At 35.8% G+C, this 24,389-nt stretch carries 23 protein-coding genes and 1 other annotated feature; of the genes, 15 read left to right on the forward strand and 8 right to left on the reverse strand.

Annotated features, from left to right (window positions below; genetic code table 11):
* Positions 1–2: 2 nt before the first annotated feature.
* Complete coding sequence (locus tag AC0NJG_RS15415; protein ID WP_087953303.1) at positions 3–1,427, reverse strand: amino acid permease; 1,425 nt, start codon at positions 1,425–1,427, stop codon at positions 3–5.
* A 266-nt stretch (positions 1,428–1,693) separates the two neighbouring features.
* Here AC0NJG_RS15415 and AC0NJG_RS15420 point away from each other — a divergent pair, with 266 nt between their 5' ends.
* Positions 1,694–2,443, forward strand: coding sequence for an IclR family transcriptional regulator (locus tag AC0NJG_RS15420; protein ID WP_088328204.1), 750 nt, complete (start codon positions 1,694–1,696; stop codon positions 2,441–2,443).
* A 76-nt stretch (positions 2,444–2,519) separates the two neighbouring features.
* The gene (locus AC0NJG_RS15425) at positions 2,520–4,160 is read left to right on the forward strand and encodes a M20/M25/M40 family metallo-hydrolase (protein ID WP_474063202.1); all 1,641 of its coding nucleotides are present in this window, start codon (positions 2,520–2,522) and stop codon (positions 4,158–4,160) included.
* Between the two features lie 137 nt (positions 4,161–4,297).
* Here the strand turns inward: AC0NJG_RS15425 and proC are convergent, their stop codons facing one another.
* Positions 4,298–5,116, reverse strand: coding sequence for a pyrroline-5-carboxylate reductase (proC, locus tag AC0NJG_RS15430; protein ID WP_087953306.1), 819 nt, complete (start codon positions 5,114–5,116; stop codon positions 4,298–4,300).
* A gap of 339 nt (positions 5,117–5,455) precedes the next feature.
* Positions 5,456–5,666: a binding site (T-box leader), on the forward strand.
* Positions 5,667–5,797: 131 nt separating this feature from the next.
* On the opposite strand from proC, the gene proB reads away from it, so the two are divergent.
* Entirely contained in the window at positions 5,798–6,901 is a 1,104-nt protein-coding gene (gene proB / locus AC0NJG_RS15435) for a glutamate 5-kinase (protein ID WP_474063203.1), read from the forward strand.
* Positions 6,902–6,932: 31 nt separating this feature from the next.
* Positions 6,933–8,180 carry a glutamate-5-semialdehyde dehydrogenase gene (locus AC0NJG_RS15440; protein WP_087953309.1) on the forward strand — a complete coding sequence of 416 codons (1,248 nt, stop codon included), beginning with the start codon at positions 6,933–6,935 and terminating at the stop codon, positions 8,178–8,180.
* Between the two features lie 49 nt (positions 8,181–8,229).
* Here the strand turns inward: AC0NJG_RS15440 and AC0NJG_RS15445 are convergent, their stop codons facing one another.
* Positions 8,230–9,423, reverse strand: coding sequence for a NupC/NupG family nucleoside CNT transporter (locus AC0NJG_RS15445; protein ID WP_087953310.1), 1,194 nt, complete (start codon positions 9,421–9,423; stop codon positions 8,230–8,232).
* A gap of 164 nt (positions 9,424–9,587) precedes the next feature.
* Here AC0NJG_RS15445 and AC0NJG_RS15450 point away from each other — a divergent pair, with 164 nt between their 5' ends.
* From AC0NJG_RS15450 to AC0NJG_RS15475, 6 genes are all read left to right on the forward strand, one after another.
* Positions 9,588–10,631: an ArsR/SmtB family transcription factor gene (locus tag AC0NJG_RS15450; protein ID WP_474063204.1), complete on the forward strand. Its 1,044-nt coding sequence runs from the start codon at positions 9,588–9,590 to the stop codon at positions 10,629–10,631.
* A gap of 51 nt (positions 10,632–10,682) precedes the next feature.
* Positions 10,683–11,903, forward strand: a complete 1,221-nt coding sequence (locus AC0NJG_RS15455) for an MFS transporter (protein ID WP_087953312.1) — start codon at positions 10,683–10,685, stop codon at positions 11,901–11,903.
* Positions 11,904–11,999: 96 nt separating this feature from the next.
* Positions 12,000–12,326, forward strand: a complete 327-nt coding sequence (hmoA, locus tag AC0NJG_RS15460; RefSeq protein WP_000469496.1) for a heme-degrading monooxygenase HmoA — start codon at positions 12,000–12,002, stop codon at positions 12,324–12,326.
* Between the two features lie 98 nt (positions 12,327–12,424).
* Entirely contained in the window at positions 12,425–13,012 is a 588-nt protein-coding gene (locus AC0NJG_RS15465; RefSeq protein WP_103627374.1) for a hypothetical protein, read from the forward strand.
* Positions 13,013–13,094: 82 nt separating this feature from the next.
* Entirely contained in the window at positions 13,095–13,796 is a 702-nt protein-coding gene (locus AC0NJG_RS15470; protein ID WP_087953315.1) for a nucleotidyltransferase domain-containing protein, read from the forward strand.
* A gap of 202 nt (positions 13,797–13,998) precedes the next feature.
* Entirely contained in the window at positions 13,999–14,394 is a 396-nt protein-coding gene (locus AC0NJG_RS15475) for a VOC family protein (RefSeq protein WP_088328209.1), read from the forward strand.
* A 153-nt stretch (positions 14,395–14,547) separates the two neighbouring features.
* Here AC0NJG_RS15475 and AC0NJG_RS15480 read toward each other — a convergent pair whose 3' ends face one another.
* Positions 14,548–15,150 (reverse strand): hypothetical protein, encoded by a 603-nt coding sequence (locus AC0NJG_RS15480; protein WP_474063205.1) that lies wholly within the window; start codon positions 15,148–15,150, stop codon positions 14,548–14,550.
* Between the two features lie 277 nt (positions 15,151–15,427).
* On the opposite strand from AC0NJG_RS15480, the gene AC0NJG_RS15485 reads away from it, so the two are divergent.
* Positions 15,428–15,931 carry a GNAT family N-acetyltransferase gene (locus AC0NJG_RS15485; protein ID WP_087953318.1) on the forward strand — a complete coding sequence of 168 codons (504 nt, stop codon included), beginning with the start codon at positions 15,428–15,430 and terminating at the stop codon, positions 15,929–15,931.
* A 121-nt stretch (positions 15,932–16,052) separates the two neighbouring features.
* Here AC0NJG_RS15485 and lsrF read toward each other — a convergent pair whose 3' ends face one another.
* The 4 genes from lsrF to AC0NJG_RS15505 are packed head-to-tail and all read right to left on the reverse strand — an operon-like array spanning position 16,053 to position 19,724.
* Complete coding sequence (gene lsrF / locus AC0NJG_RS15490) at positions 16,053–16,835, reverse strand: 3-hydroxy-5-phosphonooxypentane-2,4-dione thiolase (protein WP_000219772.1); 783 nt, start codon at positions 16,833–16,835, stop codon at positions 16,053–16,055.
* 6 nt (positions 16,836–16,841) lie between these two features.
* Positions 16,842–17,204 (reverse strand): cupin domain-containing protein, encoded by a 363-nt coding sequence (locus AC0NJG_RS15495; protein ID WP_048555031.1) that lies wholly within the window; start codon positions 17,202–17,204, stop codon positions 16,842–16,844.
* A 25-nt stretch (positions 17,205–17,229) separates the two neighbouring features.
* Positions 17,230–18,792, reverse strand: a complete 1,563-nt coding sequence (gene lsrK, locus AC0NJG_RS15500) for an autoinducer-2 kinase (RefSeq protein WP_140421331.1) — start codon at positions 18,790–18,792, stop codon at positions 17,230–17,232.
* On the reverse strand, positions 18,777–19,724 hold the full coding sequence (locus AC0NJG_RS15505; RefSeq protein ID WP_088328211.1) for a sugar-binding transcriptional regulator: 948 nt from the start codon (positions 19,722–19,724) through the stop codon (positions 18,777–18,779). Before AC0NJG_RS15505 ends, lsrK begins: the two co-directional genes overlap by 16 nt.
* 197 nt (positions 19,725–19,921) lie before the next feature.
* Here AC0NJG_RS15505 and AC0NJG_RS15510 point away from each other — a divergent pair, with 197 nt between their 5' ends.
* Genes AC0NJG_RS15510 through lsrB form a run of 4 tightly spaced genes read left to right on the forward strand, consistent with a single transcriptional unit; the run spans position 19,922 to position 24,379 of the window.
* Complete coding sequence (locus tag AC0NJG_RS15510; protein ID WP_140168753.1) at positions 19,922–21,403, forward strand: sugar ABC transporter ATP-binding protein; 1,482 nt, start codon at positions 19,922–19,924, stop codon at positions 21,401–21,403.
* Positions 21,400–22,353 carry an ABC transporter permease subunit gene (locus tag AC0NJG_RS15515; RefSeq protein WP_088328212.1) on the forward strand — a complete coding sequence of 318 codons (954 nt, stop codon included), beginning with the start codon at positions 21,400–21,402 and terminating at the stop codon, positions 22,351–22,353. Before AC0NJG_RS15510 ends, AC0NJG_RS15515 begins: the two co-directional genes overlap by 4 nt.
* The gene (locus tag AC0NJG_RS15520) at positions 22,350–23,339 is read left to right on the forward strand and encodes an ABC transporter permease (protein ID WP_143881241.1); all 990 of its coding nucleotides are present in this window, start codon (positions 22,350–22,352) and stop codon (positions 23,337–23,339) included. Before AC0NJG_RS15515 ends, AC0NJG_RS15520 begins: the two co-directional genes overlap by 4 nt.
* Positions 23,336–24,379, forward strand: a complete 1,044-nt coding sequence (gene lsrB / locus AC0NJG_RS15525; RefSeq protein WP_062822661.1) for an autoinducer 2 ABC transporter substrate-binding protein LsrB — start codon at positions 23,336–23,338, stop codon at positions 24,377–24,379. The genes AC0NJG_RS15520 and lsrB overlap by 4 nt, the downstream gene beginning before the upstream one ends.
* Positions 24,380–24,389: the final 10 nt, after the last annotated feature.

The following is a 24,389-nucleotide window of genomic DNA, read 5'->3' on the forward strand; positions in this document are numbered from 1 at the left end:
TATTACATAGTCTCGCTAATTTTAGTTTCACTTTGAGTGTTAGTAGCAATTCTTTTCTTAACTTTAAAGTGATAGTAAGTGTAGCAAAAGATGATAAATGGGACAGTGCAATAGATTCCAAGTCGTTGTTCTGGGATAAAAATAAGACTGATTAATATAATGCCATACAATCCAAAACCAAGAATTGGTACGAGTGGATAAAGTGGCGTTTTAAATTTTAAGTCTTCTAATTTTCCGCCGTCTGCTACATAATGTTTGCGGAAAAAGAATTGAGAAACACAAATTGACATCCAAACAATAATGGTAATGACTCCGGAAATTGAAATGAGCCATAAGTAAACAGTTTCAGCAGCTACTACGCTTGTCAAAAGAGAAAAAGCAGAAATAGCTATTGTCATGATTAAAGCGTTGAGAGGAATCCCACGTGATGATAATTTCTTTAAAAATGCTGGAGCCATTTCGTTTTTTGATAAAGACCAAAGCATTCGAGTAGCAGCGTATAGTCCTGAGTTTGCGACAGAAAGAACAGCAGTAAGAATAACAAAGTTCATAATATCAGCTGCATATGGAATACCGATATTATCAAAAACAGCAACGAATGGACTCTTTGTTAATCCAGCTTCTTCCCAAGGAATTAAAGCAACAAGAACAAAGATTGCTAAGACGAAGAAAAACATCGTACGCCATATAATATTTCTAATAGAACGAGGTAAAGTTTTTGCTGGATCTTCACTTTCACCTGCTGCGATCCCGACAAGTTCTGTACCTTGGAAGGAATAATTGACTGTAACCATTGTTAAAAGAATAGCGGCAAGTCCATTTGGGAATAAACCACCATGATTTACGAAATTTGATAATAGCGGAGCTGGTTCGTCGCCTTTTAAATCAATAAAACCAAACATAGCGGCGCCGCCAAGGATAATAAAAGCGATAATGGCAGATACTTTTATACTTGAAAACCAAAATTCTGTTTCTGCATAACTACGAGCAGATAATGCGTTAATCGTGAAGATTGTAACGCCAAATATTAAACACCAAACCCACACAGGAATATCAGGAAACCAGCGCTGCATTGTAATGCCGGCAGTTGTAAATTCAAGGCCGGTCGTATTCGCCCAGCTTAACCAATACAACCATCCGATTGTAAAGCCAGTTGCAGGATTGATAAACTTAGTGGCATATTCCTGGAAAGAACCCGAAACAGGCATGGCTACAGCGAGTTCACCAAGACATAGCATAACGAAATACATTAATAATCCACCAGCCATAAAGGCAAGTACGGATCCACCAGGTCCAGCTTGACTTATAATAAAGCCAGATCCGTTAAATAACCCCGTTCCAATCACACCACCGAGTGCAATCATAAATAAGTGTCTACTTTTCATCGTACGTTTTAATTCATTGTTTGTATTATTTACTTGCGCCATTGTTTTCCTCACTTTCGTAGTTGATAGAATAAAGTTTGATGTTTTTCCGTATTATGGAATGTATTCCGTGATGTGAAATCTTGTTATAATTTTCAGATAATTAAAAAGAAAAGTCAATATTTTTTTGTTTACGCTTTCAAATTATTGTTCACAGTATATTTTATTTTTAGAAAATTTAATAAATAGATTGATTTCATTTCGAATTTTTGTTAAATTGATAGGTAATTGAGCGTACTAACATATTACAAGTCAAGTAGAGGTGAGTTATGGTACAGTCCATTGATCGAGCAATAAGTATTATAAAGTTATTAAATTCTACCAATGAAAAAGAGTATTGGGCCATTTCTGATATAGCGGACAGAACACATCTCCCAGTTAGTACAGTACATAGACTACTTAACTCTCTAATCGAGCATGGGCTAGTTACGCAAATTTCAGAGACGAAACAGTACAAAATTGGACCAATGTGGATGGAAATAGGATTACGACAATTGGAGAAGGTAGACTACAGATCAGTCGCAAGAGAAGTAATGAAGCGATTGGCCTATGAAGTGGAAGAAAGTGTTTATTTGAACATTCCAAATGGAACACATTCTATTATTATTGAAAGAATTGATAGCCCTTTAAAAATTCGAGTTATCGATAACTTAGGGGAACAAATTCCACTTTCAATTGGTGCCGCAAATAAAACGATGTTAGCCAATATGAAACAGAATGAAATGGAATATATTGTTGAGCAGCTACTTTCTGCTTTACCAGAACAAAAGCAAATTCTTCTTGATCAAATAAAGCAAATAAGAAACGAAGGATATGCTGTCAGTTATGGAGAAAAAACAGAAGGGACAGCTTCAGTAGCTGCACCTATTATCGGATTTAATCATAAAGTAGTAGGAGCATTAAGTGTTGGGTTAATTAGTCATCGCATTAATGATGATCGACTTTCTTTTCTTATTAGTAAGGTGAAACAAGCAGCTCATGAAATATCAATAAAAATCGGCAGTACATCAGAACTATAATTTTGATAACTGTCGTCATTTTTTTATTCATATACTGGAATTCATTTTCATAATGCGGAAAAATAGGGGGATTTATATGTCAAAGTGGCAATCAAAAGAACAATTGATTCAATTATTAAGCAGTCTTGTTGAAATTCCTAGTATTACAGGTACAGAAGCTGAAGTGATATTGCCAAACTTCGTTGTGGAACAATTATCTGATTTACAGTACTTCAAAGAAAATCCGCACCATTTGCAAAAAAATCCGACGGGGGACGGACGATATTTTGTTACAGCACTAGTAAAGAAAAGCGATCGTACAAAAAACACCGTAATTCTAGTAAGTCACTTTGATGTTGTAGATGTACAAGATTACGGAGTGTGGAAAGAAGATGCATTCAATCCTAAAAAGTTAACTTCTATGTTTTATTCTCATAAAGATGAACTTCCAGATCATGTACGTGAAGATATAGAGCATGGAGATTGGTTGTTTGGTAGAGGAACAATGGATATGAAATGCGGCCTCACGATACAAATGGCAATGATTGAGCAAGCTTGTGAAGGAAGATTTGATGGGAATGTTCTTTTATTGGCTGTACCAGATGAAGAAGTAAACTCTGTAGGGATGAGAGCTGCTGTTCCAAGATTACTAGAGTTAGCAAGAGAACATAACTTGGAGTATAAAACGGTACTAAATTCAGAGCCTATGTTTTCGAGGCACCCTGGTGATCAAAAGAAATATATTTATACTGGTTCTATTGGTAAAGTGTTACCAGGTTTTCTTTGCTACGGAAAAGAGACACATGTAGGCGAACCTTTTGCAGGCTTAAATGGGAGTTATATGGCTTCATTAATAACAGCAGAATTAGAGTTAAATACAGACCTTTGTGACATTGTAGAAGGGGAAGCGAGTCCTCCGCCAACTAATTTACTTCAAAGGGACTTAAAGGAGGATTATTCTGTACAAATTCCGCATCGTGCAGTCACTTTATTTAATTTGTTTTTATTAGAAAAATCAATGACAGATGTGGTTTCATTACTGCGTCAAAAAGTAACAAAAGTAGCAGAGAAAATAGAAGAGTCGTATGAAAAACATGCATATCGTTTTTCTAAATATAATCCATTTATACCACCTAACCTCAAAGTAAATGTATTAACGTATGAAGAACTTATCGCTTATGCAATTGAACAACATGGGCAAGAGAAAATAGATGAAATTCAATCTAGCATTATTAAAAATAGAGAAGATAAAGATGATCGTGCGGTAACGATTGATTTAGTAGATAAATTAGCCATCTTATGTAAAGAAAAGGCACCGATGATTGTACTTTTCTTTGCTCCGCCATACTATCCAGCTGTAAGTTCACGCAATAACCAGTTAATTAAAGAAGTAGTTGGAGAAATGGAAAAGTATGCACACTCCAATCATAATATTACATTTGAAAACCAAAACTATTTTGGAGGAATTTCAGATTTGAGCTATGTGGGCTTACAGAATCCATTATATTCAATGAGTTCACTTGTAGATAATATGCCATTATGGGATAAAGGTTACTCAATTCCACTTCAGGAATTAGAAGAGTTTGACGTTCCAGTATTAAATATGGGACCGGTAGGAAAAGATGCACATCAATGGACAGAACGTCTAGATGTAAATTATGCATTTGAAACGCTATTAGATATGTTACCGATTTGTATTGAAAAATTACTTGTTTCTAATAAAATTACACAAGTATAGTAGGGAAGGAATAAGTAAAATTATTTTAATATAATTAAAAGTTGAAACGGCCAAACTCAAGTATATATGCGTTTGGCCGTTTATCATGTAGTGCATTTCTAATTAAATTCATAGTTAACGTGATTTCTTATATAGTTTTACTTTTGCGTTTGACCAGATAGTTCAACAGACTTTTGTGTACAACGTTGCATAGCTGAAATGATAGCTGTTCGTAAACCTTTTTCCTCTAATGTAGCTACAGCTTCTATCGTTGTTCCGCCAGGAGAACAAACCATATCTTTCAATTCACCAGGATGTATTCCTGTTTCTAGTACCATTTTTGCAGAGCCTAATACAGCTTGAGCTGCGAATTTATATGCTTGATTTCTTGGCATGCCATCTAGTACAGCAGCATCTGCCATCGCTTCTATAATCATATATACGTATGCTGGTGAAGAACCACTTACAGATGTTACAACGTCCATTAATTTTTCACTTACAATCTCTGATTGACCAAAGCTATTGAAAATGTTTAGTACATCTTCTAAATCTTTTTCTGTCACCATTTTATTCGGGCATAATGCAGACATCCCTTCACCAACAAGAGCAGGTGTATTAGGCATTACTCGAACAATTTTTAACTTCTTATTAAAAGAATCCTCAGTACTTTTGATGCTTTTTCCAGCAGCAATCGTTACGATAATAACATCGCTTTTGATCACTTCTTTAATTTCGTTAATTACTGATGAGTATAAATCTGGTTTAATTGATAAAATTAAAATATCAGCATTTTTAGCGACTTCATTGTTGTTAGTAGTTGTAGTTATTCCGTACTTTTCACTAGCATTTTCTAAATTCGTCGTGTTTAAATCTGAACACATGATCTTATTTGAAGACACTATATTTTTATTTAGCATCCCGCCAATGATAGCCATCCCCATATTTCCGCATCCGATAAATCCAATTTGTTTGTCCATAGTTACTCAATCTTGCTCCTTTTATCATAAATTATATCAATTCGAAATTGTTATCTTAAAATAACAATAACATCTCCATGCAATATAAAGAAACATTCTAAGAGAATATATATCTTTTTGCAACAGTAAAAGATAAAAATCAATTATATTCGATATTCTGTAAATATATACACTATAATTTGAGGTTTTATATTTAAGTATATGTGTTAAACTTATATCGATTTGTATTTTCATTCATTAGGGCAATCATTTCATACAAGAGCTTGTCGCTCTATTTATTTTATAAAATACCTCTTGACACAAAAACAAACTATATCGCATAATATAAAAAAATTAGATTGAAAATCGTTGAAGGGAAATAGTACATATGTCTTCTTGCGAAAGAGAGTGGAATTCACCGGCTGAAAGATTCCTCGTATAGAATGTATCGAACCTATCCCTGAGTCTTAAATGAAAGTTTAAGCGTTCGCCTGCGTTATAGGCACCAAGTGGATATCTATGTATATCAATTAAGGTGGTACCGCGGAACAATGACCGTTTCGTCCTTTTTATTTTATTAAGGGCGAAGCGGTCATTTTTATTTTGCTCTTAAAAAGGCTAGGTGCAGCACTTATAAGAAAGCTGTATGAATAGAAGTGTAATGTATAAAAAACTTTAATTTTAGACTTGGGGGATAAAAAAGTGAAGAAACAGCGAATAGTTGTAAAGATTGGGAGCAGTTCTTTGGCGGATAGTCACGGAGGCATTTCTAAAGAACAACTTTCAGATCATGTTGCCGCATTGGCTCGATTGAAAGAGGAAGGGCATGAAGTTTTGTTAATTACATCTGGGGCCGTTGCTGCAGGTTTTTCTGCCCTAGGATATCCTAGCAGACCTGTAACAATTAAAGGAAAACAGGCTGCTGCGGCTGTCGGACAAAGTTTGTTAATGCAGGCGTACACGGAGGAATTCCGTAAATATGGTATTGTTACTGCGCAACTTTTGCTGACGAGAAGTGATTTTTCTAGAAAAGAACAATATAGTAACGCATACGCTACGTTAGGAGAGTTACTAAACCGTTCTGCTCTTCCAATTATTAATGAAAATGATTCCATCTCTTTAGAGGAGCTAACGTTCGGTGATAATGATATGCTATCAGCTTTAGTAAGCGGACTTGTTTCGGCGGATATGCTTATGATTTTTACAGATGTGAACGGTTTATATGATAAAAATCCTCAAAAAAATGAGGATGCGAAAAAATATTATTTCCTTCCTGAAGTTACAGAAGAAATCGCTTCTCTTGCTGGAGATGCTGGCTCAAAACTTGGGACTGGCGGTATGAAATCAAAAATTGATGCTGCAAAGACGGCGCTATCTCTTGGGGTAAGTGTATTTATCGGTACAGGATGTGGACAAGAGAAATTTGTTGATGTTTTAAAGGGGAAAGGTGACGGAACGTATGTCGGAAATGCCCCTCAAAAAGAAATGAAGATGAACAAGCAATGGATTGCCTTGCATTCGGTTGTTAGCGGTCAAATTGAAATAGACGCCGGAGCAACTACAGCTATCATTCAGCATGGTAAAAGTCTTCTTCCTGCTGGTGTTACAAATGTGTCAGGATTTTTCAAAGTTGGCGATGTTGTAGAAGTAATGACGCAACAAGGGCGCGTAATTGGAAAAGGACAATGCACATATAGCGCAGAGGAATTAAGAGAGATAAAAGGTATGCAAAGCAAACATATTCAAGCAAGAGGCGAAAGGCATAATTATGAAGTCATCCATAGGGATCATTGGGTTTCACTTTAAGAATAGTGATGTTAAAAAGGAGGAAATAAAAATGAATGAAGTGTTGGCAAAGGGGAAACGAGCAAAAGAGGTTGCTAGGGAACTTGTACTAAAATCTACAAATGAAAAAAACGAAGCACTTGCTATGGTTGCAAATCAATTAATAAATGAAACAGCTTATATTTTAGAGGAAAACAAACGGGATATAGAAGAAGGTAAGGCAAAAGGATTTTCTGATTCACTCCTTGATCGTCTTATGCTAACTGAAAATCGTATTATTGATATGACAGAGGGGATTAAGCAGCTAATTGAATTACGTGATCCTGTAGGAGAATGTGTAAGTGCATGGGAAAGGCCCAATGGATTATCTATTCAGGAGATGCGTGTACCACTTGGTGTTGTTGGCATGATTTATGAGGCAAGACCGAATGTAACAGTGGATGCTGCTACAATTTGTTTGAAAACAGGAAACGCAGTTATATTACGTGGTAGTTCTTCTGCTATTCATTCTAATAAAGCGATCGTTGCTGTTATTCACAGAGCGCTCAAACAAACGAGCTTACCTCAAGAAAGTGTACAGCTTATAGAAGATACAACGCGAGATAGCGCAAAGCAGTTGTTTACAATGAATGATTATCTAGACGTTCTTATTCCAAGAGGTGGCAAACAATTAATAGATACGGTAGTGAGAGAAGCGTCTGTTCCGGTACTTGAAACAGGTGCAGGAAATTGTCATATTTTCATTGATGAAACAGCGAATACGCAAATGGCAATTGATATCATTATAAATGCAAAAACGCAGCGACCATCTGTATGTAATGCCATTGAAACGATTGTACTTCATGAGAACTGGGCGCAGCAATATGGTAGCGAGTTGTTTTCTTCTTTGAAGGAAAGAGACGTGGAGCTACGTGGTGATCAAAAAGCATTGGCAATGGATTCTTCAATTGTACTTGCTTCAGAAGAAGACTGGGGGACAGAATTTTTATCTCTCACGCTAGCAGTTAAAATAGTTTCTTCTATAGAAGAAGCGATTCATCACATAAATACGTATGGATCTATGCATTCTGAAGCGATTATTTCAGAAAACGAGGAAAACGTCAGCAAATTTTTCACTTCTGTTGATGCGGCGGCACTTTATCATAATGCATCAACTCGTTTTACTGATGGATCTGAATTCGGATTCGGCGCAGAAATTGGCATCAGTACACAAAAGCTACACGTAAGAGGACCAATGGGGCTTCCAGCATTAACTTCCACAAAATATGTGATTCGTGGAAATGGACAAATTCGAAAATAAAAATAAAAGACACTCAATTCGTTTGGGTGTCTTTTATTTTAAAAAGTATTTACCATACAAAAAGCCCAACAAGCATAGCGCTTAATAAGGAAACAGCCATTCCGCTCACAAGAAGCTTCCAAACATTTTTCCCGATGACTGATGATTTTTCGCCGCCAAATAATGAGTTGTAAGTTCCATAAATCATACCCACTGTACTAAAGTTAGCAAAAGAAGCTAGAAATGTCGTTGCAACCGCAACCGTATGTGGTTGTAAAGACTTTAAGTTTGATTTTAAATCCATCATCGCAACAAATTCATTCGTCGTTATTTTAATCCCCATTAATTCAGCTACATACATAGCGTCGCTGCCCGATAAACCGAGTAAAAAGGCGAAAGGACTAAAGATAATAGAGAAGATTTTTTGAATTGTTAAACCTGTTACGAAAAAGCTTAAAATCCCGTTTAAACATGCAGTTAATGCTACATAACCAATTACCATAGCTAAAATAACGATAACCATATTCATACCGACTAACATACTGTTTGAAATAGTAGAAAAGAAATCTTTCTTTTCATGTTTTGAAGGTGTGTAAACAACATCTTCTTCTTTCGAAACTTCCACAGGATTTAATACATTGGCTAAAATTAAGGCGTTAATACAGTTTAATGGGATTGCGCTGAAAATATATGTTGCTGGAACCATTGATAAATAAGCACCGAGAATAGATCCGCTGACGCTACTCATACTCATAATTCCAAAAGTCAGCAGACGATTTTCTTTTAAAACAGATAATTGATCACGAACAACAGCAAGCGCTTCGGTGTTTCCTAAAAACATCATTTGAATCGAAAAGAAGCTTTCTAACTTTGGTAAACGAGAAATCTTTGAAATAACTGCACCTACTTTATCAATAATCCAAGTTAAGATTCCGAAATAAGATAGAATATCGAAAAAAGTAATAACAAAGATGATAGGAAGTAATGCACTAAAGAAGAAATCAATGTGTGGACTGTCCATAGATGAAGGAAATGCAAATCGAATTCCTTCATTCGCACATGCCAGTAGCCAACTGAAAAAGGACGCTATTTGATTAATGATAATACTGCCTAGCTTTGTGCCTAACATAAACCACGTAATAAAAAGCTCCAATATGATGAGAATTACAATTGGTCTCCATTTTATATGTTTTTTATTAGGCGAACATAAGAAAACGATTAATATGACAACGAAAATCCCTAACATATTCAATATGAAATGCATAACAACAACTCCTTGAAGATTATTATTTGTATATAAAAAAGCTCCTATTCTTTTTAATTTAGAATGAATGTATTTTAAATTAAAATTTATTAATTCTAAAAATATAGAAGGATAAATTCGATGAAAATAGAATTTAATATATAGCAAACAAGGAGGGGATAAAAATGGAGGTCTATCACATAACGAGTAGAAAGAGGGAAACTTATAACGTTCAAGTGAAATATTCGATACTTTTCGAGTGTGCGCTTGGCATTGCAGCAATTACTCATAAGCGGTTAATTGATACTTTTGAAAAGAGTCAAAATGAATGGGAAGAAATGAAGCAATCATTAACAGAAGAAATTAGAGAGCACTTACAGTTTGTAGAAAAACATAATACGTGGAAAGCGTTACTTCAGTTGTTGTATGAAGAGGATTTTCAGGACTTAGCACAGTTTCATGGTAAAATCGATTCGCTTTCAGAAGTAGATTTGAAATATATATGTTTACCGTTTTTAGGGGAGAAGTATGAAGAGAAAAGACATTTAGCAGCAAGTGGAGATGTAACTGCAATATATGAACTAGAGGAGCTGACACAAGATCATCGGTTTTTCTCTACATATATTCGTTTTATATGTAATGTTGATGTACAAGTGCTGAAACCTCATTTAATCGCTGTAATGACAGGTTGGTATGAGAGTGTTATTCAGAAAGAGGAAGAAGAAATACTTTCTATATTAAAACGAGACTATGAAACAAAGGTTGAAATGAATAAAAAGATGAAACCAGAAGAGTTCGTCGAGTGGGCCACTGGTGGCGTGAACTATATGCCAGAACCAAGTGTTCATCACGTACTTCTTATTCCGCAAATGACGTACAGACCGTGGAATATTGAGGCCGATATTGAAGATACGAAAGTATTTCATTACCCAGTTGCAAACGAAAGTATCCATCCTGAAGATCCATATGAACCGAATTATTTTTTAGTTCAAAAGCATAAAGCTCTTGGAGATGAAGCGAGGTTACGTATTGTAAAAATGTTGTTCGAAAAAGAACGAACATTGCAGGAAATTACAGAAAGACTGCAACTTGGTAAATCGACTGTACACCACCATTTGAAATTGTTACGTGCAGCGAAGTTAGTGGATATACATGACGGAAAATATGTATTAAGAAAGAAAGCAGTACAGTCTTTAGCGAAAGAATTAGATATGTTTTTGAATAGATAATTAACACCGAGAATGTACATAAAGGGAGGAATATAAAAGAAAAGTTGGTGTATGAAATTGAAAAATATATTGAAAAATCGTTCGTTCTTTTTTATGTGGATTGGTAGTGCAATCTCTGAATTAGGAGGGGCTTTCGGAACGTTATGTAATTCAATTCTAGTATATGAGTTAACAGGATCAGAAATGGCTTTAAGTAGTATGTGGTTATTATATTTCATCCCATCACTCATATTGCAATTAATAAGTGGCCCATTTATTGATAAATGGAGCCGGAAGTGGATTATGATATTTTCACAATGGATACGAGCGTCTGTATTTTTATTACCTTTAGTGATGCTAGTTTCGGGTAGTATAGAAGTTTGGCACATTTATGTTGTTCAAATTGTAGTGGGACTTATTACACCACTTTATACACCTGCAAGTCAAGCGATTACACCGAGCATTGTAGGGAAAGAACAACTTCAAGATGCAAATGCGTACATTGATGGAATGACTCGCCTTATGATGTTTCTTGCACCAGTATTAGGCGGAGTAGTCATTCATTTCATTGGAACAGAACTTACATTATCTTTCGTATGTATATGTTTATTTGTTAGTGGCACTTTCTTATTTTATATAAAAGAAAATAGAATGTCGCAACCTATTCGGAAAACGTGGCTAGAACAATTTCTTCACGGTTTTACATATTTTTTCACAAAACCAATCATCGTTTGGCTCGGTATATTTCTAACTTTCGTTCAATTTGGAGTAGGAGTAACAATGGTAACAAACCTTCCTTATATAAAAGATGAGCTATCAGCGGGATATGCGGAATTTGGTTATTTTATGGCCGGATTCCCACTTGGCTATGTAGTTGGGTCTATATTAGTTGGTAAAGTAACATATAAAAGCCGACGTATACTTATGCTTGGAGGATTGTTTATAGGAGGACTCACATACATTTCTTTAGGGTTTAATCATAGTATCGTTATAGCGATAATAATTGAAGTAATAGCAGGCATTTGTATTTCATTTTTCAATGTTCATAACACGACGATATGCCAACAGTCAGTCCCGAATAAGATGATAGGACAAGTATTTTCAGTACGATTATTTTTCATACGATCCGCTATGCCGTTAGGTGTTTTATTAGGAGGCATACTAAGTGAAATGTTGGGAATAAGAGCACTATACTTTATTATCGGTACGATTATATGTGTTACTTCTTTAATAGGAATATTACTTCCGTATTTCAAATTTTTAGATGAGACAGTTGAAGAGAAAACAGCATAATTCAAATAATTATAACTTTTTAATTGAAAATAATTATCATAATCAATTATAATAGAAGAATACTAGTATTCGTAATAAAAAGAGGGAGTGGATTATATGTTTATTGAAACGAAAACATTTACAGTAAAAGAAGGTACATCAAATATAGTTGTAGAACGTTTCACTGGAGAAGGTATTATTGAAAAATTTGAAGGCTTTATCGACTTGAGTGTTCTTGTGAAAAAAGTAAGACGCGGAGACGAAGAAGTAGTCGTTATGATTCGCTGGGAATCTGAAGAAGCATGGAAAAACTGGGAAACAAGTGAAGAACACTTAGCTGGACATAGAGCGGGCCGTGGTAAACCAAAACCAGATCATATCATTAATGTGGATCACGCAGTTTATTATGTGAAGTCATCGAAAGCGGCTTATCAACAGTCGTAATATATATGTAAAGGTAGAGGATATTTGTTTAGTAATAAACAAATATCCTCTTTTTTGATTTATAGTAAAATATGGATGTGATAAATGTTTATTTGTAAATGGAGGTAAATGAAGTGAAAAGAATATTACTAATGACATCTTTGGCAACGATATTATTATCAGCGTGTAGTATTAATAATGTGAAAAAAGAAGTATTTAAGAATGAGGAAGAAAAACGTGAAAGCAGTGCAAAAATAGTAGAGCAGAAGGAGTATATCATTATTGATAAGAAACATAATGATATATTTCTAAAAGATGCTAGCTCAAATAAAGAAGACAGTGTGAAAGTAAGTTTAAATGATTTAAACTCAACAAAATGGAAGGCGCCTAAAAGAAACGGTATCCTAGATATAGGTGATCATATTTCTTTGGAAAAAGAAGAGGGTAAATATACACCTACATTAGTAAAAGATCTTGTTGGTGAAATAAAATATGATGGTACAATTAAATATAAAATTTTAGAAGCAACTAGTAAATCAGTAAAGTGGTTTCCGCTAAATAAAGAGAACAATGGAGGATATGTTCCGCCAGAGATGGTAAAAGTAGTGAACGCTTCGAAAATAAAAGCTGGAGATATTGTAACGATTCAAGATAAAACAAAAAGCAGTGAAGATGTAATTGTATATGAACTGACAATTGTTGAATAAGTATGTAGAAGATGAAAGATATAAGAGAAGTAAAATATATAGGTAACGAATAACTCCTTAATAATGTGTGTGGAGGTTACAAATGTTAGAAGCACAAATATTTAAACATGAACAACATAAAAAATTAGTGCAAACAATAGTAGCGGAAACCTTGTGTACGGAAAAGGTAAATGCATTCATGCTTATCGGATCTGTCGCAAGAGGTGACGCATATCCTGATTCGGATTTAGATTTCTATATACTTTTAAAAGAAGGACAAAAGAAGAAATTTCATTTTGAAACGAGAGAAGATATTTTAGTTGAATATAAGAGTGCGGATTTTAATCAAATTCAAGTAAACTTTAAAAACAATCCGATGGAACTATACTCATTTCTAGAAGGGAAAATTTTGTTTGATAAAAGCGGTGAGCTAAAAAAGTTAAAGGAAATAGCTACATATGAATTTGAAAACTATCGTGTTTCTAGCGACAAAATGAAGGGCATTTCTCATTGGTTGCATAGTTCGTTAATTAAAATTCAATCTGCTTTAAAAGCAAATGATGAGTTAAAAGCTTCATACATAGTTCAAACTTCAACTTGGACATTGTTAGAAGGGATTTGGGCTATTAATAATAAGCCAGTACCGCCAGCGGGATCTGTTTTAAGGTATATTCAAACGTTGCCGAATAAGCCAATTCATTTAGATGAGTTACTTAATCAACTATTTTTAGGAGATACAACAGAGCGCATTTCTTCAGCAATTGTCTTGATTGAGTGGGTTTTACACAATCTGAAAAATAAATAATGTGGCTATTTTGTATAGGTACATTAATATTTCACGTCGAATGGTTTATGTAATTACAGTCATAAAAAATGTTCTAGGCTATGGAGAAAAGTATTAGACTATAAAGCATAGTCCTAGACAGAACGCTTGAATATGTTACCTTACATATTTAAGTGTTATGAAAATGAGTCTACATACCCTCTGCTTAAAAGGAGATGAGTGAATGAAGTTAAATCATTTGAATCTATGTGTAGATGATTTATCGGAAGCGAGACATTTCTTTGAAACATTTTTCGATTTTCAATTTTTGGAGCAAAAGGGAAAGGCACTAGTAGTGATGAGTGATGAAAGTGGATTTATACTTGTGCTAAGCGATCCAAAAGCATTTAAGGGAAATAAGGAAGTTACGTATCCTGAAGCGTTTCATATTGGTTTTTTAGTAGATACTTCAAATGAAGTTGATCAAGCATATAATCGTTTAGTAGCTGGTGGCATTGAAATAGACAAGGAACCGTATACGATGAGAGGTAGTAGTTATGGTTTTTATTTTTCAATGTTTAATGGGTTATTAATTGAAGTGTCCTGCCTTGACTATAAAGATAGTAAGAAAGTTCAATAGCAATTAACAAGAGTAATTGTTTGAAGATGCAAATATAGCCCCTTATCCAGTTTGGAAAGGGGCTTGATTATTTTGTTTGTTTTTTAGGCGTATAAAAGGTAAACAAACAAGTGGGTTTTAGTCAGGAATATGACTTGTGAGAAAGCTTCTTTTTTAATCTATCTGAATTTCAAATTCAAGCACAGTTTGATCTTTCCTAAATGGCATATTGAGTTCTGTAAATCGTAAGCTTATTCCAGACAAATTATCAGGAAGGGCAGGAGATACAACGAATTGATAATTCATATGTCCATCAGTACCGCCACCACCTTTTGGCCAGCAGTCATATGTATCATCTATGGATAATTGGAAGAAACTATGAGGCTTATTTTCTTTAAAAGCTTCATTCGTGGAATCCCAATCGCTATATAAATAAACAACACTAGCATTTGCATATTGCCGAATAAAAGTTACGGTATACATGATGTCTTTATGTTCATAAGCTTTAAAAACAGGTATATGTTTTTTAAAATTAGTTGGTTCAACGCGAGGTTTAAATTCTGCTTCGTCCATCATGGAAGAGAATAATGAATTTAGATAGTCTGGATAAAATCCGTATTGCTTTGCCCATTTATAAATCGCTTCATCATGAGGAAAACCTGGGTTACCACCTGAAAGTTCTTTTCGTTCTTTTAATAGTGCACAAATTTTTTCATCGATAGTATATAATCTTTTATCGTAATAATCAGTAGGGCGTTCAAAAGACATTCTTCGCATAATAATTCCTCCTTTTCTTTATTTTAACAAAAAAGAAATAACCATACATTTTTAAGTGTAAAAATTAATTGAAAAACTAAAACCATTCGTAAATCAAGTATTATAGATTTAAAATGAAGTTTCATAACAAGGTCTATTTTGCAGAGGAATTGCTTATGCATAAAAAACAATAATGTATGTTGATGCAAGAAAATCTAGAGAATCCAGCATGTTTCCCATATGGTACAGTACGAAACTATTATAAGTAGTACAGTGATATAAATAGGAGGTTACCGCTATGACATCTATATTTAAAAATATGGCGTTCCAGTTGAAAACGGAACGACTCGACCTGAATATGTGGGAGGAATCTGATGCAGTCTGGCTGAGAAAATTAATTGGTGAACGTGGTGTGGACATGCCAACCATTGAATCTGTTCGTAGCTCTCTTATCGAAATGCGTAAGAAAGCAACTGAAAATGGTATTTCTCTTCTTACTATACGTAGGCGAGAAGAAGGCGATTTCATCGGATACTGTGGCTTAATCATAGGTCGTTCCACGCTTGAAGAGCCAGAGATTGCATATGAGTTGTTCCGAAGTGCTCATCGCATGGGTTATGCGACAGAGGCAGCATCAGCAGTACTTGAGGCTGCGATTGCTACGGGTCGCCATAGACTTTGGTCTACTGTAGGCGCTTGGAATACTGCGTCTTTCCGGGTATTAGAGAAGATAGGATTTAAGCGACATCACAGTACGTTTGGCGAACGCGGTGAGATTGTTTGGAACGTACGCGATCTGTAGAAATCTAATTAGAGTCAGAACAATTAAAAATATAAAAGAAAGCCCATATGTTACATATGGGCTTTTCCTTATAGTAAATATTGATTTTGTATTTATTAAGTGTAATAGACTATCTATTACGTTAGTTTTTTACATCATCATATAATTCCAGCGCCTCTTTCACATTCAATCCATTCTTCACAATACCATGTATTGCTTGAATCATTGCAGCTGGATGTTCAGATTGCCATATGTTACGGCCCATGTCTACGCCGATTGCACCTTCTTGCAGTGCATTGTACGTAATGTTTAATGCGTCTTCAATTGAATCAAGTTTTGGGCCGCCCGCGATGACGACTGGGGCAGGGCATGTGCTCGTTATTTTTTCGAATCCTTCGCAGTAATACGTTTTAATAATGTCAGCACCCATTTCGACGCATACACGGGAAGCAAGTGCTAGAAAGCGAGCTTCACGTTTTTGTAGTTCTTTTGCAACTGCGGTAATGCCGAGTACTGGCAGGCCGTAATCGTGAGCTTCTGAAACTACATTTGCGAGATTCGAAACTGTTTGTGTTTCATAGTCTGAACCGACGAAAACAGACACACCTACGCCAATCGCGTTTTGTTTTACTGCTTCTTTTACAGGGGTAACAATAGTTTCATTTGCTAAGTCTTTACCGACGACAGTAGCCCCGCCAGATACACGCATAACCATCGGAGTGCTGCAGTTTTCAGGAATGCAGGAGCTAAGTACACCACGCGTTAAAAAGAGAGAATCCGTATAAGGAAGTAAGTTTTTAACTGTTTCAAGTGGCTGTTCAAGCCCATGAATTGGTCCTAAAAAGTAGCCGTGATCTATCGCTAACATTACCGCTCTGCCATCAGGTAAAATAGTATTTAATCGATTTTTAAATCCCCAAGTCATTTAAAATCACTCCTTCGTTAATGTTGGATTTTCCGTTTGTACAGTATCTTTATTTGGTAAATGTGGTGACTTAATAAAAATAGCTTTAAAAGGTTTGTCAGAATGGTTGATAAGATAGTGAGATTCATGAGGACGAACTTGCAGGACATCACCTTGTTTAATTGGAACTCTTTCGTTATTCACATAGAAATCTATTTCACCTTCTAATGCATAGAAGACTTCTTCGCACGTAGTATGATAATGGTTTTGAAACTCCTGGCCCGGTTGAATGACAACAAGGCCAAGGTCAATATTTGGACCTTGTATTAAATATTTCGGCCCGTTATCACCGAAGCGATAGGAGAAGTCATTTTCATTCGCTTTTAACATACAGTTCACTCCTTTATGTAATGTGTTACAGTGCACCAGGCGCAATCCACATATGTGAGGTGAGCCCTTTATCAGCTAAAGCGAGCTGACTGTCATATACAGTTTTCCATGTTTCATAGAACTCTTTATATAGTTCGTGATTTTCAGTAATTGGTTCGAATGTTTGCTCCCACTGTACAAACTCTTCGGCAGTTTCTTCCATAGATGAATATATGCCAGCACCAACTCCAGCAGCAATCGCAGTTCCTAAAGCAGCTGCTTCTTTCACAATAGGTACTTTTACAGGAATACCAAGGACATCTGATAAAATTTGTGGCCATAGTTTTCCTTTAGCGGCACCGCCAGCAAAAATAACTTCAGAAGGGAATGTCCCTGTGAGATTTTCTATTAATTTTAAGTTGCCTAGTGTTACGAAGGCTGCATTTTCTTCAATAGCACGGAACAGTTCTTTTTTTCCGCATTTGTCAGCATCTAAACTTAAATTTAAAAAAGAAGGTGCGGCATGACGCCAAGAAATGTAGTTCATAACGTTTGAAAAAGTAGGGATAATGCCATGTGAACCGACAGGTACGTCTTTGGCTTGTTCTTCTAGTAATTCATAAGCATCTACACCGAGTTTGTCAGCAAGTTTCTTTTCCTCTTGGCAAAAAGCGTCTCGAAACCAGCGCATAACGAGGCCTGGGAAAAAGGCAATCGTTTCATATTGCCATAGGTTCGGAACGACGTGACAATTTACTCGAATCGCAGCATGTGGATCTGTTATTGGCTCAGTAACATTCACTTCTTGTTGCCAAAAGCTACCCCCGCATATTAAGGTTTGATTTGGTTTCACAACTCCAGTTCCGAGCGATGCCATTTGAGCATCTCCGCCCCCGGCTACAATAGGAATTCCTTCACGTAATCCAGTTAATGCTGCACACTCTTTTGTAACGTTGCCAATTACTGTACCAGCTTCATTTACTGTTGGTGAAAATGGCAAAGATAGACCGCACTCCTTAGCGACATCGTTATCCCACACTCTATTTTGCAAGTCAAAAATACCTGACGTGCATCCGTTTGAGGGATCAATTTGCAGTACGCCGCTTAATTTATACAAAATCCAATCATTTAACATCGAAAAGGATTGAATATTGTTGTAGATGTTTGGTTCATGTTTTTTAATCCAAAGTAGACGTGGTAAAGCACCTAATGAAAAAGTTTGCCCAGATTTTCTGTATAAATCTTCTTCAAGATGTGAGCGGATTTCTTTTAGCTCACTAACTTCAGCGGATGCACGGCCATCAACATTTGCACATGCCCATATTTCTTGCCCATCTTGATCATATAAAACAAATCCTTCCCGCATACTTGTAGCGCTAATAGCAAGAATAGAAGAGGCAGGGGTATTGCTTTTTTGAAGAACCTCTTTCGTGCATTCTTGTACTAGCTTCCAATTTTCTATTACATCAAAGTTCATAGAGCCTGGATAACGAGGGTCAGATTTGTGAATCCATTCTTTTTGACTTACTGCAGTTTGATTACCATGTAAATCAAAAAGAACTGCTCGAATGCTTCCTGTACCAGCATCGAAAGCTAATAAATGGGACATGAACAATCACCATCCTTTCGTAATAAGGAGAGGGCAGTCTCCTCATCGGTAATTAATGTATGAATAAACTTTCCTTTTAAGGCACCATAAATTGCATCTATCTTTTCTGTACCTCCAGCAACACCGACGACATGATTCATATTGCGCAAAATAGAGAGAGGCGTGCCAATTAGACGATTGTGATGCGAGAGCTCTAATAAATCGCCATTTGTATTATAAAACTGTCCTAAAATATCGCCTACGCCGTTTTGACTACGAATATATGTCATCTCACGTAGTGTTAATTTTTCTTCTTTTACAATCGTAGCGTCTTGAGATAATCCTCCAATACCGACAACAGCCGTATGCGCAAGTGAAGCGACATGAAGCATATCTTTTACACTCGGTTCTGATAGAATACTTTGTGCCATTTCGGTTGTAGACGCTAGAAACGGGGTAGGGATAATGTGAAGATCGCCTTGCATGTAATGTAAATAGTTTTGTTTTCTCGGGAGATAGTGATTTACTCCGCCTGTTAACGTTACGATTGAGAGATTAATAGCACTTTCGAAATGAATGTTTTCTAGCATTTTGCTAATGGTTTCTCCCCAGCCAATACCGAGTAAACCTCCTTGCTGAAGCTGAGTTTCTAAATATTGTGCAGCAGCTTTTCCGAGAGAAGCGTGATAATTGTTTACTGGGGTAGGGATAATAAAAGCATCTTTTAAGTGGAATTTTTTCATTAAGTCACGCTCAATACTTAAACAGTGCAAACCAGTCCCTTTTACGTGAAATGTAACGATACCTTCACTCCGCGCCTTATCTAATAACCGGACGACTTTATTTCTTGAAATATGAAGAAGTGAAGCGATCTCCTGTTGTGTTAATTGGTCTTTATAATAGTACCAAGCTACTTTCGTTAATAAATTCTCTTCAAAGTTCAGCTGAGTCATACTCTTCATCCCTTTCAACAATTGACCACAGCTTAAACATATGTGCCATATATTTTGTTTATTCCAGTTGAAACGATTAATAGTACGTAGAAAAAAGTGTTCTAGATATAAAAAAAGGAATATACAATGCTACAAAACAAGTAGAACAAATAATCATTTTCTCAAAAAATGTTCTGGATAAAGGCAGGTGACATTATGTGGAGAACGTACCTTTATTACAAGTAAAGAAAATGAGTAAGGCGTTTTTAAATCAACTTGTATTAAAAGAAGTGAACTTACAAGTAGAGCGTGGAGATATATACGCTTTAGTTGGGGGAAATGGTGCCGGAAAATCAACATTAATGAAAATATTAACGGGGTTATATTCGTATGATGATGGAGAAATGTATGTAAAAGGAACGAAGCAACAGTTTTCAAATTCGTCAGAAGCACACCGAAAAGGTATTTATTTAATACCGCAAGAACCGCTCATTTTTCCGCATATGACTATTGAAGAAAATATATGTATCGGGTTAAAAGAAAAGAAAAAGAAATTAAGAGTACAGATTCAGCAATTGATTAGCAGCTTAGGATGGGATATTGACCTTAATAAACTAGGAGGATCATTATCGATTGCGCAACAACAGTTGGTAGAAATTGTTAGAGGATTAATACGAGAAGCTGAGATTCTTATTCTAGATGAGCCAACATCGACATTAACAACTCACGAAATTAAGAGTCTTTTTGGGTTGATGAAAAGTTTACAAGAAAAAGGAATTGGGATGATTTATATTACACATCGCTTTCCAGAAATCTTTGAAATTGCTAACAAAGTAGCAATATTACGAGATGGAATGATTGTAAGTCAAGGAGATGTATGTGACTATACATATGACATGCTGATGGAGGGACTATTGCCAAAAGGGTATAAACAGAAAGAGAAAATAGAAGTAGTTCAAGAGACTACAAGGATGAAAAAAATATTAGAAGTGATTGATATAAATGGTCACGCATTCGAAAATATATCATTCACTGTACATGCTGGTGAGATTGTAGGTGTTGCTGGAATTATTGGATCGGGCAGAACGGAATTAGCAGAAGCGATTTTTGGATTGAAAATTATAAAATCAGGATCTATTTTATTAGATGGAAAATCAATTGATACATGCTCTTTGCATAAAAGACTAGACGAAGGACTAGTTTATGTGCCAGAGGATAGGGCGAGGAATGGAATTTTCTCAATTGCTTCTGTTAAAGAAAATATTGCAGCAGCAAGTTTACAGCAAAATAATCGCTTTTTTATAAATCAAGAAAAAGAAAGCGCTTTAGTTAATTCGTTTATAGAACAGTTCCGAATTGTTGTACAAAATATGAATAAAGAACTGGCATCTTTATCAGGAGGTAATCAGCAGAAGGTCGTGCTTGCGAAGTATCTCGCATGTGATCCTAAAATTATTATTCTTGATGAGCCGACTCGCGGAATTGATGCGAAAGCAAGGCTTGAAGTGTATGAGACGATAGAAAAAATGAAAAGGGAAGGACTCGCAATTTTATTAATCTCCTCAGATGTTGAAGAAATTGTTCAATTAGTAAATCGTGTATATGTAATGAGAAATGGACGATTTGTTTCTCATATGGAAAAAGAACAATTGAGTGTGAATGAAGTTACACGCCTTGCATACGGAGGTGTAGCGGAATGAAACGCATGCTAAAAATGCACGAAACGTCTATCATACTGTTACTACTAATGTATATAGCTATTGTAGGAATGATAAACCCTAGTTTTATTGAATTTAACTCGTTATCTTTAATGGTGAAATCAAGCGTTATTTTAGTCGTGCTAGCAATCGGCCAATCGTTCGTCTTATTTACAAAAAATATAGATGTATCAGTTGGTTCAAGCATGGGGTTAAGTGCAGCAGTTTGTGGGATGTTGTTAACGAATGAATATAATGCATTCTTGTCAATTCTTGCTGCTATTACACTTGGCGCTATTATCGGTTTCGTAAACGGGATTGGCGTTGCGAAGTTTCGTGTACCAGCCATTATTATGACTTTAGGAATGCTAGGAATTGTTAGAGGTACGATGTTAATTTTTACAGGCGGTAAGTGGATAGAAGATATTCCAAATGATTTTAAGCAGTTGTCATCTATCGTTATACTTAGTTTGCCGATAATTGTATGGGTTGTTCTTATTATTTTACTACTACTATACTTCTTTTTAAGGAAAGTGCCATTTGGAAGATACTTTTATGCGGTAGGTGATAATGAAGATGGCGCGAGACTTATTGGTATACCTGTTAATAAAGTGAAAATATATGCGTTTATGATTTCAGGCATAAGTGCTGCGTTCGCTGGTTGCATATTTGTTATGAATATCGGGTTCGTTCCAAATCAAACTGGTACAGGATTAGAATTACAAGTAATCGCAGCCGCTGTACTAGGAGGAATTCATTTAAAAGGAGGAACAGGATCTTTATTTGGAGCTGCATTAGGAGCATTATTTTTAGAAACAATAAGCAGTTCACTTGTCTTTTTAAAAATACCAGCATTTTGGAATAATGCTATTTCAGGTTTTTTATTATTACTTATCATCATATTGGATAGTGTTATGAAAAAGTGGAAGGCAGAAAGGAGGATGAATCTATGAAGTATATATACAGATGGGAAGGTGTTCTAATTGTATTACTTCTTATAGAATTCATTCTCTTTAGTTTGATAAATAGTGATTTCTTAAATATTAGTAATCTCCTTTTTAGTACAAATGATTTCCTATTTATTGCAATTGCGGCGATACCAATGACCTTTGTTATTGTAACAGGAGGAATTGATGTATCGGTCGGCTCAATAATGGGGCTCACTTCGATTTTGATCGGTGTACTTTGGATGCACGGAATACCTATGTTGTTTGCTGTCATAATCGCCCTAATAATTAGTTGCTTAGTTGGCGCTTTAAACGGAATTATTATAAAAATGACAGATGTAGAACCACTCATCGTTACACTCGGAACGATGTTTTTATACGGAGGAATTGCACTCGTCATTTCAGGAGGGGCAGGTGCTTCTGGGTATGAAGGGATAAGTGGTTTACCAGACGCATTTGTACAACTGGCAAGCGGTAGTTTTATAGGAATACCGAATTTATTATGGCTACTGATTGTATTAACAGTTGTATGTACTGTATTATTTCACCGAACGATATACGGGCGCCACGTAAAATTAACAGGTGCGAACGAAAATGCAGCAAAATACACCGGGATTAAAACGAAAAAAGTAGTCATCATCGCCTACATACTCTCCGGGTTAGGAGGTGGATTAGGAGGCGCTTTCTTAACTGCCTATTTCGGTTCCGCACGTGCTGATATGGGAAGTGAAACGATTTTACCAATCATTACAGCAGTCGTATTAGGCGGGACACTTATTACAGGGGGAAAAGGAAGCATTATCGGTACTGTACTGGCGAGTATTTTTATTGGGCTCATGCAGTATGGTTTGCAAATGACGGGTTTAACAAATGAACAATCCAACGTAGTAATTGGTATTATCCTTATTCTTTCAGTTATTATGAGACATTTCAAATTACATCAATTCACATTGGGGAAAAGAAAGAATTTGCATAAGGGGGAAATGTCATGAAGAGAAAACTAGGGGTTGTATTAATCGTATGCATTTGTTTAATCGGCTTAATCGCTTGTTCTAGTCAAACCGCAGATAAGAAAAAAGCTAATGATGTGAAATTTGTATTTATCCCAAAATTAACTGGGGTTGGCTTCTTTACATCAGGTGGTGAAGGAGCAAAAGAGATGGGGGATAAACTAGGCGTACAAGTGAAATATGATGGACCGTCTGAAGCGAGTGTTTCTGGGCAAGTAAAATATATAAACAATTTCATTAACCAAAACTACGATGCACTTATGGTTTCTTCTACCTCAGTTGATGGTTTATCGCAGTCACTGCAACGTGCTAAGAAAAAAGGCATGACGGTATTAACATGGGATTCTGATGTGAATCCGAAAGATCGTTCCTTTTATATAAGCCAAGGAACACCAGACCAACTTGCTAACTTATTAATTGAAATGACTTCCAAGCAAATTGGAGATAAAGGGAAAGTAGCATTTTTTTATTCTAGCCCAACAGTAACAGATCAAAACCAATGGGTAACGAAAGCGAAAGAAATTATTAAAAAGAAATATCCGAAATGGGAAATTGTAACGACGCAGTACGGTGAAAATAATGCGCAAAAGTCTTTGTCAGTAGGGGAGAACATATTAAAAACGTATCCGGATATTAACGCTATCATTTGTCCAGATGCAACGGCACTTCCGGCAATGGCGCAAGCAGCTGAAAACTTGAAAATGGATAAAAAAGTAGTGGTAACTGGATTTTCTACACCGAACGTTATGCGTGATTATGTAAAACGAGGAACAGTACAACAATTCGGATTATGGGATGTCAAACAACAAGGTGCACTTGCAACGTATGTAGCAAATGAAATTGTTGTAAAAGGGAAGAAGTTAAAAGTAGGGGATAGCTTTGAAGTAAAAGGCATTGGAAAAGTGAAAGTAGAGCCAAACTCCATTCAAGGATATGATTATGAGGCAGAAGGGAATGGAATTATCGTACTGCCAGAGCGAGTCGTATTTACGAAGGATAATATTGATAAATATAATTTCTAGTAACGAAAAA

The organism is Bacillus sp. SSR7 (assembly GCF_055902415.1).

Excerpts from the sequence above, each read along its gene's own strand:
- AC0NJG_RS15415 (WP_087953303.1), bottom strand. The coding sequence starts at position 1,427 with ATGGCGCAAGTAAATAATACAAACAATGAATTAAAACGTACGATGAAA.
- AC0NJG_RS15420 (WP_088328204.1), top strand. The coding sequence starts at position 1,694 with ATGGTACAGTCCATTGATCGAGCAATAAGTATTATAAAGTTATTAAAT.
- AC0NJG_RS15425 (WP_474063202.1), top strand. The coding sequence starts at position 2,520 with ATGTCAAAGTGGCAATCAAAAGAACAATTGATTCAATTATTAAGCAGT.
- proC (WP_087953306.1), bottom strand. The coding sequence starts at position 5,116 with ATGGACAAACAAATTGGATTTATCGGATGCGGAAATATGGGGATGGCT.
- AC0NJG_RS15440 (WP_087953309.1), top strand. The coding sequence starts at position 6,933 with ATGAATGAAGTGTTGGCAAAGGGGAAACGAGCAAAAGAGGTTGCTAGG.
- AC0NJG_RS15445 (WP_087953310.1), bottom strand. The coding sequence starts at position 9,423 with ATGCATTTCATATTGAATATGTTAGGGATTTTCGTTGTCATATTAATC.
- AC0NJG_RS15450 (WP_474063204.1), top strand. The coding sequence starts at position 9,588 with ATGGAGGTCTATCACATAACGAGTAGAAAGAGGGAAACTTATAACGTT.
- AC0NJG_RS15455 (WP_087953312.1), top strand. The coding sequence starts at position 10,683 with ATGAAATTGAAAAATATATTGAAAAATCGTTCGTTCTTTTTTATGTGG.
- hmoA (WP_000469496.1), top strand. The coding sequence starts at position 12,000 with ATGTTTATTGAAACGAAAACATTTACAGTAAAAGAAGGTACATCAAAT.
- AC0NJG_RS15465 (WP_103627374.1), top strand. The coding sequence starts at position 12,425 with ATGGAGGTAAATGAAGTGAAAAGAATATTACTAATGACATCTTTGGCA.
- AC0NJG_RS15470 (WP_087953315.1), top strand. The coding sequence starts at position 13,095 with ATGTTAGAAGCACAAATATTTAAACATGAACAACATAAAAAATTAGTG.
- AC0NJG_RS15475 (WP_088328209.1), top strand. The coding sequence starts at position 13,999 with ATGAAGTTAAATCATTTGAATCTATGTGTAGATGATTTATCGGAAGCG.
- AC0NJG_RS15480 (WP_474063205.1), bottom strand. The coding sequence starts at position 15,150 with ATGCGAAGAATGTCTTTTGAACGCCCTACTGATTATTACGATAAAAGA.
- AC0NJG_RS15485 (WP_087953318.1), top strand. The coding sequence starts at position 15,428 with ATGACATCTATATTTAAAAATATGGCGTTCCAGTTGAAAACGGAACGA.
- lsrF (WP_000219772.1), bottom strand. The coding sequence starts at position 16,835 with ATGACTTGGGGATTTAAAAATCGATTAAATACTATTTTACCTGATGGC.
- AC0NJG_RS15495 (WP_048555031.1), bottom strand. The coding sequence starts at position 17,204 with ATGTTAAAAGCGAATGAAAATGACTTCTCCTATCGCTTCGGTGATAAC.
- lsrK (WP_140421331.1), bottom strand. The coding sequence starts at position 18,792 with ATGTCCCATTTATTAGCTTTCGATGCTGGTACAGGAAGCATTCGAGCA.
- AC0NJG_RS15505 (WP_088328211.1), bottom strand. The coding sequence starts at position 19,724 with ATGACTCAGCTGAACTTTGAAGAGAATTTATTAACGAAAGTAGCTTGG.
- AC0NJG_RS15515 (WP_088328212.1), top strand. The coding sequence starts at position 21,400 with ATGAAACGCATGCTAAAAATGCACGAAACGTCTATCATACTGTTACTA.
- AC0NJG_RS15520 (WP_143881241.1), top strand. The coding sequence starts at position 22,350 with ATGAAGTATATATACAGATGGGAAGGTGTTCTAATTGTATTACTTCTT.
- lsrB (WP_062822661.1), top strand. The coding sequence starts at position 23,336 with ATGAAGAGAAAACTAGGGGTTGTATTAATCGTATGCATTTGTTTAATC.